Genomic DNA, 15,932 nt, shown 5'->3' with positions numbered 1-15,932 from the left:
GCCCGACGCCGACCCGGCAGAACCCGCCGACCCGGCAGAACCCACCGCCCCGGCGGACCCGACCGTCCCGCCGCCGCTTCCGGCCGCCGGCGACCGCGTCCTGGCCCCCGCCGACCGGTGGCGGCTGGTCCTCGGCCGCCGCACCGACCAACTGCCCCCGTCGGCAGCACCGTTGGCCACGGCCCTGGACGAGCTGTACGGCAGCGGTCGCGGCGAGGGCTCACGCGGCGAGCGCACCGGCAGCGCCGGGGGCAACCGCGGCGGCCGCCAGGCCCCGTACCCGGGTGTCCGGGAATGGTCCGAGGAACTGGCCGCGCTGTTCGGTCCCGGCATCCGCGAGGAAGTGCTCGCCGCGGCGGCCGCGTCCGGGCGCCGCGATGTGCTGGCCGAAGTCGACCCCGGCAGCGTCCGGCCCTCCGTGGACCTGCTCAGGACGGTGCTGCAGCACGCGGGCGGCCTGCCCGAGGCCCGGCTCGGCGCGCTCCGCCCGCTGGTGCGCCGGCTCGTCGAGGAACTCACCCGTCAGCTGGCCACCCGGCTCCGGCCCGCCATGACCGGGATGACGCTGCCCCGCCCCAGCCGGCGCCCCGGCGGCCGGCTCGACCTGGCGCGCACCCTGCATGCCAACCTCGCGACCGCGCGCCGGGCACCCGACGGCAGCGTCCAGGTGATCCCCGAGCGGCCGGTCTTCCGATCCCGCGCCCGCCGCGCCGCCGACTGGCGGCTGGTCCTGGTCACCGACGTGTCGGGCTCGATGGAGTCCTCCACCATCTGGTCGGCGCTCACCGCCGCGGTGCTGGCCGGAGTACCCACCCTGTCCACCCACTTCCTGGCCTTCTCGACCGAGGTCATCGACCTCACCGACCAGGTGCACGACCCTCTGTCGCTGCTCCTGGAGGTCCGCGTCGGCGGAGGCACCCACATCGCCGCCGGACTGCGCCACGCGCGCACCCTGGTGACCGTGCCGTCCCGCACCCTCGTCGTCGTGATCAGCGACTTCGAGGAGGGGTACCCGCTGGGCGGCCTCCTCTCCGAGGTCCGTGCGCTCGTCGGGGCCGGCTGCCACGTCCTCGGCTGCGCGAGCCTGGACGACGCCGGACGCCCCCGGTACTCGACCGGTGTCGCCGGTCAGCTCGTCGCCGCCGGCATGCCGGTCGCCGCCCTCAGCCCGCTCGAACTCGCCCGCTGGGTAGGGGAGAAGATCGCATGAGCCAGGACCTGCCCGCTGTCGCACCCGCCGTGACCGCCGAGATCGTCGGCGCCCTCTCACCCCGGCTGCGCAAACGCCTGGACGCCGCCGCGACCAAGATCGCCACCAGGCCCGCGGTCCGGGACGGCGACACCGTACGGATCGCGGTGGACGACGAGATCAGCCTGGAACTCCACGCCCCGGGCGGCGTGGTGTCCTCGGCGGACGCGATCCGCTGCGGCTGTCTGCTCGCCCCGGACTGCCTGCACCGCGCGGCCGTGGCGTCCGCCGCACCCGTGGCCGACGACGAACCGGCACCGGCGTCCCAGGACGCGGCGGACGAGGCCTCTCCGGCTGAGTCGGGCGACGAGGACAGCTCGCGTGCCGAGGACGTCCCGACCTCCGAGCAGCGGGCCGCCGCGGGAGCCCTGTGGGCCGCCGGGGCCGCCGTGCTCGATGCGGGGATCGAGGGCGCCGGGGCCGTCCTGCAGGCCGAACTGCTGCGCGCCGCCCACACGGCGAAGCTCGGCGGGCTGCCCCGCCCGGCCGCGGCGGCCGTCTCGGTCGTCAACGGACTGCGGGCCGCGCGCTCCGCCGACCCGGCCCACCGGCTGGCGGACCTGGTGGCAGCCGTACGCGAACTGCTCGCCGCCGCCCACCGGTTGCCCGACGCCGGCGGATCCGAACTGGCCGCCCTGCGGGGTACCGCCCGCCAGGCCTATGTGCCGGACGGGTCGCTGCGTCTGTACGGGCTGTTCAGCGAACCGCTGATCACCGCGGGTGGTTACGCCGGCGCCACCACCTGGACCGCGGCCGCCGACGGCCGGCTCTACACCGTCTCGGACATCGCGCCCGGCGGCCCCGGCCGGGCCGCCGCGGCGGCCGACCGCACCGTACGGCTCGGCGACACCGCGCTCACCCACCGGGAGCTGTCGCACGCCGGACTCGCCCTGTCGGGGGCCACCGTCTCGCCGACCGGCCGACTCGGCGCGGGCGCCGCGGTCAAGGCGGTGCGCGCCGCAGGAGCCGCCTGGACGGAGGAGCCCCTCGGGGCCCTGTGGGCCGTACCGGCCGCCGAACAGGTCGCGCGCGCCCTCCGCTCCCGCGCCCCCGGCGCGGAGACCTCACACGCGGGCGCCGACCTGCTCTTCCTCGACGTCACCCTCCTCGGCGCCGCACGCGAGACCGGCGGGGACTGCTTGCTCGCCCTCTGCGACGAGCTCGTGCTCCGTCTCACCGCGGCCCATGACCACCCCGCGCTGGCCCACCGGGACAACCTCCGCATGCTGGCAGAACTCCCCGGCGCGCGGCTGCGGATCGTCGGCCGTCTCGTCCCCGCGCCCCAACCCCGCCTGCAGCTGCTGGCGATCGCGCACCCCGCCGAGCCGGAGCGCCGCATCGACATGGGACTGGACCGCTTGCAGCGCGCCGACCTCCCTGCCCCCGCCCCACCACCGACCGGTCCAGGGCCCGGCAACGCCGCACCGCTGGACCAGGCCCCGCTGCACCTTCTGCACCGGCGCCTCGAACAGGCCGTCGCGGCCGGGCGCGGGTTTCTCGCCGTGCCGGGATCGCTGGCATCCGACGCCCACCGCCTGCGTCGCTCCGCCCTGCCCACCGCCGCCGACCTCCTGGCCGCGCTACGGCAAGCGGCTGGCCAACGGGCCCGTGATCCCTTCGGCCGGCTGCTGCCGGCCGACACGGCCCACTTCGCCCGGGCCTGGCTGGGTGCGGCTCTGTACGCCGAGGCGGCGGAGAGTTCGCTCTGCGCCGCGGCCTGGCAGGCATCCGACCCCGCCGCACACAGCGGAGTCCGAACGCGGGAGTGATCCGGCGCGGAGCCTACGCGACCGTGGGCCGGGTGAGGTCGAAGCGGGCGCGGACGCGCTTGCCCACCGGGACGAGTTCCATCGTCAGGTCGTCGCACAGGCGGAGCACGATCTCCATGCCGTGTCCGCCGATCCGCAGAGGGTCGGGGGAGAAGACGCGCGGCAGGGTGCTGCCGCTGTCCCACACGGTGACGCGGACGGATTCGGCGTCGCCGTCCAGCTCCAGCAGGTAGGGGCCGCCGGAGTGCCGTTCCGCGTTGGTGGCCAGCTCGCTCACCACCAGCAGGATGTCCTGCATCCGCTCCGCGCTGACCGGGGCGTACCACTCGGCCGCGAGCTGGTGCAGGAAGTCGGCCGCCAGTCGGCGGGCGGCGCCGATACTGCCGACCGCGCCGTCGTAGTGCGCCGCTCGGCGGTGGACGGCGGCCTGAACCGGCGGCGGCATGGCCGGTATACGGCGCTTGATCCCGATCATGATGCTCCTGCCCCTGTGATGGCCCCCGGGGCCCGAACACTGAGGCCTGTCTTACCCCGGCCACGCCGACGTATACCTGCCAGTAGGAAACTGTCGGCCGGCCGCGGCCGTCGGTCAGCCGATCCCGATCACCGGGTGCTGCGCCGGGTCGGCCCACCGCAGCACGTCGGTGAGGACGTTCTGCGGGATCGCGACGCAGCCCGCGGTGGGGCCGGCCTTGGGGCCGAGCGCGTGCAGGAAGATCCCGGCACCCCGGCCGGGGACCGCCGGGCTCATGTTGAAGTTGATGACCAGCACATTGCGGTACTGCACCGGGTAGTTGACCAGGTGCTCGCTGCCGTGGACGCCGGCCTCCGTCAGCGGGAACCCGCCCTGCGCGGCCGTGCGCATGCGGTTGTAGTAGCGGGAGGACGGATCCTCCACCCACCAGTCCGCGGCGGTGACCCGGTGGTACGGCATCCGGGTGCCGGGGTTGGCGGCGACGCCGAAGCCCTGGGTGAGGGTGTAGGTGCCGGTGGGCGTCGTGTACGTGCCCTGCTTGCGGGTGGCGCCGTCGGTGATGCCGTGCGAGCCGACCCGCGCGGCGGTCGTCGAGTACCGCCTGAGCCAGATGTTGCCGGACTTCTGCCAGGCGATGACGGTCGCGTACGTACCGCGCGCCTGCACACTGATCACCTGCTGGGCCTGACCGACCGACACGGGCACCGGGAAGCGCGGCGGAGCGGGCGCCGGCGCGGCGGCGTGGGCGGGTGCCGAGCCGGCCAGGGTGCCGGCGACGGCCGCTACGGCGATCGCGATGGCCGCGGCGGCCCGCCGCGGTCGCGGCCCGCGGGGTGTTCCGCGTCGTCCGACACCGGCCATGGCAAGGCGTGTGAGTCCCATCGGGCCACTCTAGAGCGGCATCCGGCGGACGGCGCCGCGAATGCGGCCGGCCGTGGCGGCGGGGTGCTGCCCCGCGGGCCCCGGCTCAGCAGGTGCCGGCGAGCATCCCCCGGCGCAACCGGGCCAGCACCGAGCTGAGCAGCCGCGAGACGTGCATCTGCGAGACGCCGAGGACCTCGCCGATCTGGGCCTGGGTCAGCTCCTCGCCGAAGCGCATCTGCAGGATGCGGCGGTCACGGTCATTGAGCTGTGCCAGCAGCGGCTTGAGGGTCTGCAGGTTCTCGACGCCCGCCATGGCGGGGTCGAGGTCGCCGAGCCGGTCGGCGAGGCCGCCGCCCCGCTCGTCGTCCTCGGAGGCGGGCATGTCCAGCGAGCCGGCCGTGTAGCCGTTGCTGGCCATCAGGCCGTCGACGACCTCCTCGGCCGTCAGGTCCAGATGGGCGGCCAGCTCGGCGGTGGTGGGGGAGCGGTCCAGCCGGGCGGACAGATCGTCGATGGCCTTGGCCAGCGCCAGCCGCATCTCCTGCAGGCGGCGGGGGACATGGACGGCCCAACTGGTGTCACGGAAGAAGCGCTTGATCTCGCCCACGATGTACGGGACGGCGAAGGTGGGGAACTCCACCTCGCGCGACAGGTCGAAACGGTCGATGGCCTTGATCAACCCGATGGTCCCGACCTGGACGATGTCCTCGAAGGGCTCGGAGCGGTTGCGGAAGCGCCGGGCGGCGAACTTCACCAGGGCCATGTTCAGCTCGATCAGGGTGTTCCGCGCGTACTGGTGCTCCGGCGTTCCCTCGTCGAGCGTTTGCAGCTGGTCGAAGAATATCTTCGACAGGGCCCGTGCGTCGTTCGGGGCGACCTTGCCCGCGTCCTCCACCCAGGGCAGCTCGGCCTCGGTGACCGTCTCCCGTACCGTGCCCGGCGCGACGGCGATGCGCGATACGGCCTGTGCCTTGGCTGCTGCGCCCATGAGGTCGCATCTCCCTGTGGTTGGCGTTCGCGGTCCCCGCGACACCTCGTCTGCCCGCTATCACGCACTCCATGCCTGCCGATTCCCCCGACTTCACCACCGGTCCCCGGGCCGCACACGCCGTGCCCGTGCGGACACCCGGCGTGTCCGGGAACGCCCAAAGACCCTTCCCTCCACGGCACTTCATGGCACGATGCTGTCTCCGCGATCACGCGCCGCGAGGGGGACGCATGGTGCAGGCGCCGCCCCCTGGGCTGGGCGAGATCGACGCTCTGGTGCATGAGTGCTGGTCCCGACCGCCTCGCGAGCAGGATCGGGCGCTTCCCCTGATCGCGCTGCTGGGACGGCCCGGCAGCGGCAAGACGTTCGCGCTCGACCACTTCGAGACCGTGACGCGTGGTGCCCCGGCCGCCCGGGTCGACTTCGCGGCGGCGGACGCGCAGCGACCGTACGAGGTCGCCGTGCATCTGGCGTTCCTGCTGGCGCGCAAGCACACCGGGATCAAGCCGCTGCGCTTCCCGCGCCTGCTGCTCGGGCTGCTCGCCGTGCAGCCCGAACTGTCCCTGACCGACCGGGAACAGGCCACCCGGGAACTGCGCCAGGCGTTGCGCCGGGCCCGCAGCCGCGGCGCCGCGGTCGACGCCGGCGAGGGGATCACGTCGATCGTCGATTCGCTGGGCCTGTCACCGATCCCCGGCACGGACCTGATCATCGGTGTGCTGCTGCGCGGATTCGAGTACATGCCGACCCGCACCTTCCTCAACCAGACGTACCACTGGTACGGCTCGCTGGGGCCGCCGACGGCGATGGACGAACTGGTCGAGCTGAACCTGCGCAGCCGCAGCACGGCGGAGGAGCACCGGGAGGCGGTGGACCGCCGGCTGTGCGAGGCGTTCCTGGCCGACCTCCGCGCCGCGTACGCGCACGGGCGCCGGGACCACAACTGCCTGGTGCTGCTCGACAATATCGACCACAGCCGCGGCACCGGCTTCCTGGACCTGCTGGTGCGGCTGCGTGCGGAGCACGCGGTGTCGCAGCCGGGCAGGTACGACCCGCTGCTGATCGTGGCGACGAGTGCCACCACCCGCGCGGTGCCCGGCCCCGCGGACGGCCGCCCCGGCGACCCGTACATCCACCTGGCCGACCGTGCCTCGTACGCCGACTGGCGCCCGCGCACCGACGCCCCGCCCGCCGACTGGTGGTACCCGGTGCGGCTGCGCGACCTGTACGAGGTCGAGGTGTCGCTCGAGGCGGGACGCCATCCCGTGCATGCCACGCGGCTGGCCCGCGCCACCCCGCTGGTGCACCGGCTCACCTACGGCCACCCCTGGAGCGTCCAGCAGGTCCACACCGCCATCGGCGGGCTGCTCGCGGCGGGTGTCTCCGACCGCGATCTGTACGGGCTGCTGGAGACCCCGCTGCCGGGGGACGGCGACGACCCGGTGCGCGGCCAGCCGCTCGGCTCCGTCGTCCGCGACCACCTGCTCGAGGGGCTGACCGTCGACCAGCGGGCCGCCGCCGTACCGGTCGCCGCGGCCAGGACACCGGCGGCGGCCGTCAACTCCGGGCTGCTCAACGACCTGTCCGAGCACGCCCGGGACACCGTGATGCTCGAACTGCGCAACCAGCTGTGGCTGTTCGCACCCGTCCCGGAGGACGCCAACACCCGCGGCGGGCGCGGCCCGTCCGGCTATCTGCCGGCGGCCGGTGGGTCCGAGCAGCGGCCGGTCCTGCATCCGTGGCTGCGACTGCTGCTGCTGGAGGAGCTCGCCGGGCGGGCGGCTCCGGCCGGCGGGCCGACCGCCTGGCAGCAGGCGCACGACACGCTGGGCGCCTGGCACGAGCGCTTCGGCCGTCCGCTGGACGCCCTCTACCACCGCCTCGCACTCGACGAACTCGACGCGGTGGTGGCGTACTTCGCCCGCGGATTCGGCGCCCCCGACGCGCTGCCGTGGCTGCGCGAGCTCTACCACGTCACCGCGGCCCCGATGCGCCGCGCGCAGCTCACGGACGCGCAGCCGTCGCACAACGCGGGCCGGCTGGCCCGCGAGCACGCGCCCGCCGCGTACGCCGATCCGGTCACCGGCCGGCCGCTGGCGGAGCTGGCGGCCGCGCTGTGGCTCGCGGGTGATCCCCGCAACCGGCTGCCGCCGGGGCGCCCCGAGCTCAACTACAAGATCAGTGCCATGTTCCGGCAGTTGGCGCTGACGGCGGACGCGGACACCGACACGCTGCTGGACGAGGCCGCCCGGTTCACCGACTGAGGGCCGAGGCCGGCCCTGTCCGATCCCTTTCGAGAAGGAGCGCGTGATGCCGACCCGGGGCCATTGGGTGACCAGCCGCCATCTGTGGATGCGGTGGCCGTGGAACGTGGTGCTGGGCGTGCTGGTGCTCGCGCTCGTCGGTGGCACGCTCACCTGGGTGCTGTGGCCGGAGGACACCTCGTGCGCCGAAGGTGTCCGGCGCGTCGGGGCGGACCGGAGCTGCGTCGGCGTCACGGACGGCTCGTTCCACTTCTCCGACAACCTGGCGGCGGTCTCCGACCTGATCCACACGCAGAACGTCGCGGTCGACCGGGACCACCGGTCCTTCGTGAGCGTCGTCTACCTCATGGACCTGGTCCCCGGTCCCGGGGACACCAACACCCCGGACTCCGTGCGGCACGAGATCCAGGGCGCCTACACGGCGCTGTACGAGAAGGACAACAAGCTCAGCGAGGGCGACGTCCCCCGCGTGCGGCTGCTGCTGGCCAACTGCGGCAGCACCGACGAGCAGCGGGACGCCGCTCTGGAGGAGATCCGCCGCCGGGTGGGCCCGGAGCACATCGTGGCCGTCGCCGGGCTGGGCACCAGCACGGACGCGACCGCGCGGATGATAGGCAAGGTCACCGGCAACACGGACTCCGGCGGGCTGCAACTCGGCGCGGTCGGCTCGGTCCTCACCGCCGACACGCTCGCCAGGATTCCGGGGCTGGTGCGGACCGCCCCGACCAACACCGACGAGGCGGCGGCCGCCGCCTCGTTCCTGAAGCAGCCGCCGTACTCCGGGCTGAAGGTGATGGTGATACAGGACGCCAGGCCCGACGACCAGTACACCCGCACCCTCGGGAAGGCGTTCCTGTCGGTGTTCCCGAAGGAGCGGCTGGCCGGCCAGGTCGAGCAGTACGACTCCTCGCAGGAGGGCGTCGCGACCGCGTTCGCGACCCGGATGGCGAACCTGTGCGCGGTCAAGCCCGATGTCATCTACTTCGCCGGGCGCGGGGTGGACCTGCCCAGGTTCCTCGCACCGCTCAAGAACCGGCCGTGCGCGGGCCGCAAGCTCATCGTGCTCTCCGGCGACGACGCCTCGCAGGCCGCCCAGGCCGCCGGCTTCGACGAGATCAAGGAGACGCTGCGCAGCGGCACCGTCCGGCTGCTGTACACCGGCCTCGCCCACCCCGAGGCGTGGGAGAAGCGTCCCGACGCGTACTCGGCCGAGGTGCGGGACGACCGCGCCGTTCTCGGCAGGCACGGCTACTTCCGTGCGACGTTCCCTATGGAGGCGCTCGACGACGGCCAGGCGATGATGGGGTACGACGCGGTCAGCGTGGCGGTCAAGGGCGCCCGTACGGTGGGGCGCTCCCCGGGGGCCAACGGCCGGGTGAGCGGTTCCCAGATGATCCAGATCTGGCAGTCGCTGCACGGGGTCGAGGCGGTGATGGGGGCGAGCGGGTACATCTCGTTCGCCAACGACGGCTCCGCCGAGAACAAGGCCGTCCCCGTCATCGAGATCGGCGCCGACGGCAAGGTCCACACTCTCGCCGTCTCCTCGCACACCGGCACTCCGTTCGTGCCGCAGAAGGACTGAGTCGCCTCTCCGGTGCGGGACTACCAGGTACGGCCGGCCCGCAGCAGCCGGTCGCGGACCAGGGCGACGTGCGGGAGTTCCGCGGCGCCGGGGCGCTGGGCGAGGTAGGCGGTGTTGATGGGCGGGTCCTCGGGTTCGAGGAGCGGCACGAGGGCCCCGGAGGCGATCTCGGCGGCGCAGAGGTAGCGCGGCAGGACGGTGACGCCGGCTCCGGCGACGGCGGCGGCGAGGACACCGCGCAGGTCGGGGACGGTGATGGCGGCCTGCGCGGACAGCCGGGTGCCGAAGACGTGGCGCCAGTAGCGGCGGGCGATCGGCAGGTCCTCCGCGTAGGTGATCAGCGGAGCGGTGCGCAGCGCGGCCGGCCCGTCGGCCGCGACCCGGCCCGGGCCGATCCGCTCGGCCCAGACGGGAGCGGCGACGAGGACGAACTCCTCGTCCATCAGCGGGACGGCGCTGACGCTGCGGCCGCGCGGCCGGACCGTCGAGATCACGAGGTCGTAGCGGCCCGCGCGGAGCCCTTCGAGCAGGTCGTCGGTGAGGCCGGTGGCGATCCGCAGCCGCACCCCTTCGCCGGTCAGTGCGGCCAGGGCGGGCAGCGCCCGCAGGCAGAGCAGCTCGGCGGGGCCGGCCAGGTGCACCGGCTCCGCGGGTATCAGGTGGTCGGCGCGGTCCCGGCCGGTGACCGCCGCGAGGGCGTCCAGCGGTTGCGCGACGTCGGCCGCCAGTTGGTCGGCGACGGCGGTGGGGGCGACGCCGCGCGGCAGCCGGTCGAAGAGCTGACGGCCCAGGCGCTCCTCCAGGGCGCGCACCTGGGCGGTCACCGTCGGCTGCGACAGGCCGAGCAGTCGCGCTCCGGCGGTGAACGAGCCGGAGCGGTGCACGGCCAGGAAGGTCCGCAGCAAGGTGAGGTCCACCGGGGGCGCTCCTGGCCCCGGCAGGCCCGATCCATCGGGATTCCTATGGGTCATGGTGGTGATTCTATTGGATTTCGATGGATCGGCGGCCTACGTTCGAGGTCCACAGCGATCCGGCCCCCGCGTGCGGAAGGCCGGACCGACGCCCTGACCGAGAGATGTGACATGGCAGAGATCCTTTTCGTGATGACCGGCGCCGACCACTGGACCCTGGCCGACGGCACCCAGCACCCCACCGGTTTCTGGGCCGAGGAGGCCGTCGCCCCCTACCGTGCCTTCGCCGCCGCCGGCCACACGATCGTGATCGCCACCCCTGGCGGAGTCGTCCCCACGGTCGACCGGGGAAGCCTCGCGCCGGAGGTGAACGGCGGCAAGGAGTCCGCCGACGCGATCGTCGCCGAACTGTCCGCGATGACGGCCCTGAAGAAGCCGGTCAAACTCGAGGACGTCGAACTGGCCGACTACGAAGCGGTCTTCTACCCCGGCGGACACGGCCCGATGGAGGACCTGGCCGTCAACGCCGACTCCGGCCGGCTGCTGACCGCGGCCCTGGACTCCGGCAAGCCGCTCGGTGTGGTCTGCCACGCCCCCGCGGCGCTGCTCGCCACCACGCGCCCCGACGGCACGTCGCCGTTCGCCGGCTACCGGCTGACGGGCTTCACCAACGTCGAGGAGACCCAGGCGGGCTTCGCCGACAAGGCGAAGTGGCTGCTCCAGGACCGGCTCGTCGAGCTCGGCGCGGACTTCCAGGAGGGCGAGGCCTGGGCCCCGCACGTGGTCGTGGACCGCAACCTGATCACCGGGCAGAACCCGGCCTCGTCCGCGCCGCTCGCCGTCGAGCTGCTCAAGGCGCTGGGCTGACCTCCCGCAGGCCCTCCGGGAGCCTGCCGGTGTGCACCACGGCGAGCGACCGGGTGGCCCGGGTCAGGGCGACGTAGAGATCGCTGGCTCCGCGCGCGGAACCGGAGACGATCAGCGCCGGCTCGACGACGATCACCGAGTCGAACTCCAGCCCCTTGGCCTGCCGTGGCTCGAGCAGCACCGGCGACCGCGTCAGGTCGGGCTCCACGCCCGCCGTCACCCCCGGCAGCTTCCCGGCCAGCTCCTCGTGCAGCGCCCGCGGCGCGATCACCGCGAGCCGGCCGTCGTCCGGGGTCTCGAGGGACGCGGCCTCCGCGACCGTGCGGACGAGGTCGTCCGTGACGCACACGCGGGGCCGTACACCCGTCGAGCGAACCGAGCGCGGCGGCTCGTAGGACGGGTCGGCGGCCCGGGCCACCCCGGCCGCCAGCTCCATGATCTCGGACGGGGTGCGGTAGTTGACGCCGAGCCGGGCATGGCTCCAGCGGGCGCCGACGTACGGGTCCAGGATCTGCTGCCACGAGTCGCAGCCCGCCGGGTCGCCGGTCTGGGCGGGGTCGCCGACCAGGGTCAGCGAGCGCGTCGGGCAGCGGCGCATCAGCAGTCGCCACGCCATCGCGGACAGCTCCTGCGCCTCGTCCACGATGATGTGGCCGAAGGCCCAGGTGCGGTCGGCGGCGGCGCGCTCCGCGGCACTGCGGTGGTCGGCCTCCTCGTGCCGGTCGGCGAAGCGCTCGGCGTCGATGAGGTCGTGGGCGGTCAGCACCTCGGACTCCTCGCCCTCGAACTCGAAGGTGCGCGAGCCGTAGGACAGCTCCAGCACCCCCTGCGCGTAGGCGACCTGCTCGCCGCGCTCGCGCGCCGCCGCGGCCCGCGCGGCCCGGTCGTCCTCGCCGAGCAGCTCCGCGGCCTCGTCCAGGAGCGGGATGTCGCCGACGGTCCACTCGCCGCCGGTACGGCGGATCAGCGCGGCCTCCGCCTCCGGCAGCTGTACGGGATCGGCGAGGAAGTCGCCGACCAGCTGCTGCGGGGTGAGGTAGGGCCAGTGCGCGTCGATCGCGGCGTGCACCGCGGGGTTGTCGTTCAGTTCGCGGCCCAGTTGTTCGACCTCCTCCGGATCGAGGAAGTTCTCCCCGTCGTAGGGGTCGGTGCCCAGCCGGTCGGCGAGCTGCGCGGTGAGCGCGTCGAGGACGAAGCGGCCGAAGTGGGCGCGCGCCAGGTTGTGCGGCAGCCGGGTCTGGCGTGCGCAGTGCCGGGCGTCCTCGGCGGTGGCCCGCTCCAGCAGCAGCGTCTCGCGCTCGTGCTGGATGGGAAGGGCCGGATGGGGGACGGTCTGCCGGTCGCGCAGCACGCGGGCGAGGACGTCGGCCATCTCGGCCCGCCCCTTGACGGCGGCGGCTCCGGGGCTGTCCGTCCCGGTGGCCGTGACGCCGGGGAAGAGCTCTCCCACGGTCGACAGCAGCACGCCGGTCTCGCCGAGCGAGGGCAGCACTTCGCCGATGTAGCCGAGGAAGGCCGGGTTGGGCCCGACGATCAGCACGGCGCGGCGGGCGAGCTGCTCGCGGTACGCGTAGAGCAGGTACGCCGCGCGGTGCAGTGCGACGGCGGTCTTGCCGGTGCCGGGCCCGCCCTCGACGACGAGCACGCCACGGTGCGGGGCACGGATGATCTCGTCCTGCTCGGCCTGAATGGTCTGCACGATGTCGGCCATCCGGCCGGTGCGGGCGGCACCGAGGGCGGCGAGGAGCACGGCGTCCCCGCGCGGGTCCTCGTACCCGGTGCGGACCGTGTCGGCGAGGTCCAGGACCTCGTCGTGCAGCGCGGTGACGGTACGGCCGAGAGTGGTGAGGTGCCGGCGGCGGCGCAGGCCCATCGGGGAATACCCGGTGGCGAGATAGAAAGGACGTGCGACCGGTGCCCGCCAGTCCACCAGGAGCGGGGACCTGTCCTCGTCGTCCCGGCGGATTCCGATGCGGCCGATGTGGTGCTGTATTCCGTCGGCGAAGTCGATACGCCCGAAGCACAGCCCGGATTCCACGGAATTGAGCGCGGAGAGCCGGTCGGTCCGCTCGGAGACCACCACATCCCGCTCGAGGCGGGCCTGAAGACCCTTGCCCACCTGGGCAAAGGACGCCTGGACCGCGGTCTCCGCCTGCTCCCGCAGCGCGTCGAGGCGCTCGTAGAGCCGTGAGACGAATTGCTGTTCGTTCTGCAATTCCTCGGTTGACAATTCAGCTCCTGTCGCGGTACAGTGTCCGCATAAGACTTCTTCACGCCGCAGTGCGCGTGAAAGCATGAAACACTTAATATACGCAGAGAAATACCCCGGACGTCAATGCGTCCGGGGTATTTCTTTATGCGGATTCCGCGCCCGCGTCCCTGCCGGTCGCGGCCGGGCCGACCAGTTCCTTCAGGACGTCGGCCATGGTGACGAAGCCGATGCTGCGGCCCTGCTCGTCGACGACGGAGGCCAGATGGGCCCGGCCGGCGCGCATCGCGGTGAGGACGTCGTCCAGCGGGCCGGTGGCGCTGACCGTGGTGATCGGGCGCAGCGCCGACCGGGGGAAGGGCCGGTCCTGCCCCTCGGCGAACAGGGCGTCCTTCACGTGCAGGTAGCCCAGTACTGTGCCGTCGCCGGGCTCCGCGACCGGAAAGCGGGAGAACCCGGACCGCGCGGACAGCTGCTCCAGGGCCTCGGGGGTGATGCCGAGCGGGGCGCGGACGACGCGGTCGGTGGGCAGCGCCACCTCGCCGACGGGCCGGCGGCCCAGTTCCAGGGCGTCCTGCAGGCGTTCGGTGGCCCGCGAGTCCAGCAGCCCCGCCTGGCCGGCATCGGTCACCATGCGGGACAACTGGGCGTCGGAGAAGACGGCCGCGACCTCGTCCTTCGTCTCCACCCGCAGCAGCCGCAGGAGGGTGTTGGCGAAGGCGTTGATGGCGAAGATCACCGGTCGCAGCGCCCGGGTGAAGGTGACCAGGGGCGGGCCGAGCGCGAGCGCGCTGCGCGCGGGTGCGGCCAGCGCGATGTTCTTGGGGACCATCTCGCCGATGAGCATGTGGAGGTAGGTGGCGACGGACAGGGCGATCACGAAGGCGATCGGGTGGATGAATCCGTCCGGCACCTCGATGGCGTGGAAGACCGGCTCCAGCAGGTGCGCGATGGCCGGTTCCGCCACGATGCCGAGCACCAGGGTGCACACGGTGATGCCGAGCTGGGCCGCGGCGAGCAGCGGTGACAGGTGCTCCAGACCCCAGATCACGCTGCGGGCGCGCCGGTCGCCCTCGTGGGCGAGGGCTTCGATCTGGCTGCGGCGTACGGAGATCATGGCGAACTCGGCGCCGACGAAGAAGGCGTTGACGACGAGGGTCAGGGCGCCGATGAGCAGTTGCAGGACGGTCATCGGGCGCTCTCCCCGTTCGGTGCCGCGCGCAGGTGGGAGGCGGGTGGTGCGAGGATTCGGACGCGCGAGGCCCGGCGGCCGGCCGCCTCGGTGACCTCGAGCCGCCACCCGTCCAGCTCGACGGTGTCTCCGGCGGCCGGGATCCGGCCCAGGCGCTGGGCGACGAGTCCCGCGAGCGTCTCGTACGGGCCCTCGGGGGCGTGCAGGCCGATCTCCTCCAGCTGGTCCTCGGTGCGGGTCGCGCCGTCCGCGTCGTAGGTCCGCCGGCCGTCGGCGTCCTCGCCGGTGAACGTCAGGTCGGACAGCTCGTGCGGGTCGTGCTCGTCGCGGACCTCGCCGACCACCTCCTCGACGATGTCCTCCAGGGTGATCACGCCCGCCGTGCCGCCGTACTCGTCGATGACGACCGCCATGGACTGCTTGCCGCCGAGCCGGTCCAGCAGCCGGTCGACGGTCAGCGACTCGGGGACCAGCAGCGGTTCGCGCAGCAGCGAGGCGATCGGGAAGCGTGCCCGCCGCGCGGCGGGGACGGCCAGCACGTCCTTGATGTGGGCGGTGCCGATGACGAAGTCGAGGGTGCCGCGGTAGACGGGGAAGCGGGACAGGCCCGTGGCGCGGGTCGCGTCGGCGACGTCCTCGGCGGTGGCGCGCGAGTCGAGGGCGGTGACCTGGACCCGCGGGGTCATGACGTTCTCCGCGGTGAGTTCCGCCAGGTTCAGGGTGCGGACGAACAGCTCGGCGGTGTCGGCCTCCAGCGTGCCGGCCCTGGCCGAGTGCCGGGCCAGTGCCACCAGCTCCCGCGGACCGCGCGCGGAGGCCAGCTCCTCCGCGGGCTCCAGGCCCATGCGGTGCAGGATCCGGTTGGCGGTGTTGTTCAGGTGCCGGATCAGCGGGCCGAAGGCGGCGGTGAAGGCGCGCTGCGGGGCGGCGACCGCCTTGGCCACCGGCAGCGGCCGGGAGATCGCCCAGTTCTTCGGTACGAGCTCGCCCACGACCATCAGCATCACGGTCGACAGTGCGGTGCCCAGCACCAGCGCGGCGGAGGAGGCCGCGGAGTCCGGCAGCCCCGCGGCCCGCATGGGGCCGGTGAGCAGCTCGGTGATCGAGCTCTTGGCGAGCATGCCGATCACGAGTCCGGTGACCGTGATCCCCAACTGTGCGCCGGACAGCTGCAGCGTCAGGGTGCGGACGGCCTGGAGCGCCGCGGACGCGCCGCGCTCACCGGCCTGCTCGGCGCGTTCCAGCTCGCCGCGTTCGATCGTCGTCAGGGAGAACTCGGCCGCGACGAAGACGCCGCAGGCGAGGGTGAGCAGCAGTGCGACCACCAGCAGGAGCACTTCGGTCATCGGGTCACCTCCGTCCCATGATCGGGCAGGGGAGGTCGGTCCGCACGGCACCGGCTACTGGGAGGTTCGTCCATGGAGGGACGCTCACGCCTTTCCTGAGGTTCTCGGGGGATCGTTCGTTCGGGGAACTTGATCTCGCTCATAGTAAAGGAAAGGCAAAGGAACGGCGTGGCGCGGGTGCGCCGAAGCGCTTGGCGGGTCGTGGCCGGCGCCACG

General features: G+C 73.4%; 12 protein-coding genes. 5 read left to right on the top strand and 7 right to left on the bottom strand.

What is annotated here, in order from left to right:
- On the top strand, window positions 1-1,210 hold a 1,210-nt coding region (locus O3X23_RS38785), incomplete at its 5' end, for a vWA domain-containing protein (RefSeq protein WP_269278343.1).
- On the top strand, window positions 1,207-3,018 hold the full coding sequence (locus tag O3X23_RS38780) for a hypothetical protein (RefSeq protein WP_269278341.1): 1,812 nt from the start codon (window positions 1,207-1,209) through the stop codon (window positions 3,016-3,018). The genes O3X23_RS38785 and O3X23_RS38780, both read left to right, overlap by 4 nt.
- 13 nt (window positions 3,019-3,031) lie before the next feature.
- On the opposite strand, the gene O3X23_RS38775 is transcribed toward O3X23_RS38780, so the two are convergent.
- The 3 genes from O3X23_RS38775 to O3X23_RS38765 all read right to left on the bottom strand — a co-directional run bounded on the left by O3X23_RS38775 (window position 3,032) and on the right by O3X23_RS38765 (window position 5,345).
- Window positions 3,032-3,493, bottom strand: coding sequence for an ATP-binding protein (locus tag O3X23_RS38775; RefSeq protein WP_269278339.1), 462 nt, complete (start codon window positions 3,491-3,493; stop codon window positions 3,032-3,034).
- Between the two features lie 114 nt (window positions 3,494-3,607).
- Window positions 3,608-4,375 (bottom strand): L,D-transpeptidase family protein, encoded by a 768-nt coding sequence (locus O3X23_RS38770; RefSeq protein ID WP_269278337.1) that lies wholly within the window; start codon window positions 4,373-4,375, stop codon window positions 3,608-3,610.
- A gap of 85 nt (window positions 4,376-4,460) precedes the next feature.
- Window positions 4,461-5,345 carry an RNA polymerase sigma factor SigF gene (locus O3X23_RS38765; RefSeq protein ID WP_269278335.1) on the bottom strand — a complete coding sequence of 295 codons (885 nt, stop codon included), beginning with the start codon at window positions 5,343-5,345 and terminating at the stop codon, window positions 4,461-4,463.
- A 230-nt stretch (window positions 5,346-5,575) separates the two neighbouring features.
- Between O3X23_RS38765 and O3X23_RS38760 the strand changes: the two genes are divergently transcribed.
- Entirely contained in the window at window positions 5,576-7,609 is a 2,034-nt protein-coding gene (locus tag O3X23_RS38760) for a hypothetical protein (RefSeq protein ID WP_269278333.1), read from the top strand.
- Between the two features lie 46 nt (window positions 7,610-7,655).
- Window positions 7,656-9,191, top strand: coding sequence for an ABC transporter substrate-binding protein (locus O3X23_RS38755; RefSeq protein ID WP_269278331.1), 1,536 nt, complete (start codon window positions 7,656-7,658; stop codon window positions 9,189-9,191).
- 20 nt (window positions 9,192-9,211) lie between these two features.
- On the opposite strand, the gene O3X23_RS38750 is transcribed toward O3X23_RS38755, so the two are convergent.
- The gene (locus tag O3X23_RS38750; protein WP_269278329.1) at window positions 9,212-10,162 is read right to left on the bottom strand and encodes a LysR family transcriptional regulator; all 951 of its coding nucleotides are present in this window, start codon (window positions 10,160-10,162) and stop codon (window positions 9,212-9,214) included.
- A gap of 111 nt (window positions 10,163-10,273) precedes the next feature.
- Here O3X23_RS38750 and O3X23_RS38745 point away from each other — a divergent pair, with 111 nt between their 5' ends.
- Window positions 10,274-10,969 (top strand): type 1 glutamine amidotransferase domain-containing protein, encoded by a 696-nt coding sequence (locus O3X23_RS38745; RefSeq protein WP_269278327.1) that lies wholly within the window; start codon window positions 10,274-10,276, stop codon window positions 10,967-10,969.
- Here the strand turns inward: O3X23_RS38745 and O3X23_RS38740 are convergent.
- The 3 genes from O3X23_RS38740 to O3X23_RS38730 form a co-directional block, all read right to left on the bottom strand.
- Window positions 10,953-13,199: a HelD family protein gene (locus O3X23_RS38740; RefSeq protein WP_269278324.1), complete on the bottom strand. Its 2,247-nt coding sequence runs from the start codon at window positions 13,197-13,199 to the stop codon at window positions 10,953-10,955. The two genes, O3X23_RS38745 and O3X23_RS38740, sit on opposite strands and share 17 nt — an antisense overlap.
- 124 nt (window positions 13,200-13,323) lie before the next feature.
- The gene (locus O3X23_RS38735; RefSeq protein ID WP_269278322.1) at window positions 13,324-14,370 is read right to left on the bottom strand and encodes a hemolysin family protein; all 1,047 of its coding nucleotides are present in this window, start codon (window positions 14,368-14,370) and stop codon (window positions 13,324-13,326) included.
- A complete protein-coding gene (locus O3X23_RS38730) occupies window positions 14,367-15,716 on the bottom strand; it encodes a hemolysin family protein (protein ID WP_269278320.1) in 1,350 nt (449 codons plus the stop codon). The genes O3X23_RS38735 and O3X23_RS38730 overlap by 4 nt, the downstream gene beginning before the upstream one ends.
- Window positions 15,717-15,932 lie beyond the last annotated feature (216 nt).

Source organism: Streptomyces sp. H39-S7, from assembly GCF_027158205.1.
Lineage (GTDB): Bacteria > Actinomycetota > Actinomycetes > Streptomycetales > Streptomycetaceae > Actinacidiphila.
The sequence above is the reverse complement of the archived record's forward strand: the minus strand, read 5'-3'. Positions and strand labels throughout refer to the sequence as shown.

Bases quoted from the DNA above. Each gene is read 5' to 3' on its own strand.
- O3X23_RS38780 (WP_269278341.1), top strand. From the start codon at position 1,207: ATGAGCCAGGACCTGCCCGCTGTCGCACCCGCCGTGACCGCCGAGATC.
- O3X23_RS38775 (WP_269278339.1), bottom strand. From the start codon at position 3,493: ATGATCGGGATCAAGCGCCGTATACCGGCCATGCCGCCGCCGGTTCAG.
- O3X23_RS38770 (WP_269278337.1), bottom strand. From the start codon at position 4,375: ATGGGACTCACACGCCTTGCCATGGCCGGTGTCGGACGACGCGGAACA.
- O3X23_RS38765 (WP_269278335.1), bottom strand. From the start codon at position 5,345: ATGGGCGCAGCAGCCAAGGCACAGGCCGTATCGCGCATCGCCGTCGCG.
- O3X23_RS38760 (WP_269278333.1), top strand. From the start codon at position 5,576: ATGGTGCAGGCGCCGCCCCCTGGGCTGGGCGAGATCGACGCTCTGGTG.
- O3X23_RS38755 (WP_269278331.1), top strand. From the start codon at position 7,656: ATGCCGACCCGGGGCCATTGGGTGACCAGCCGCCATCTGTGGATGCGG.
- O3X23_RS38750 (WP_269278329.1), bottom strand. From the start codon at position 10,162: ATGACCCATAGGAATCCCGATGGATCGGGCCTGCCGGGGCCAGGAGCG.
- O3X23_RS38745 (WP_269278327.1), top strand. From the start codon at position 10,274: ATGGCAGAGATCCTTTTCGTGATGACCGGCGCCGACCACTGGACCCTG.
- O3X23_RS38735 (WP_269278322.1), bottom strand. From the start codon at position 14,370: ATGACCGTCCTGCAACTGCTCATCGGCGCCCTGACCCTCGTCGTCAAC.
- O3X23_RS38730 (WP_269278320.1), bottom strand. From the start codon at position 15,716: ATGACCGAAGTGCTCCTGCTGGTGGTCGCACTGCTGCTCACCCTCGCC.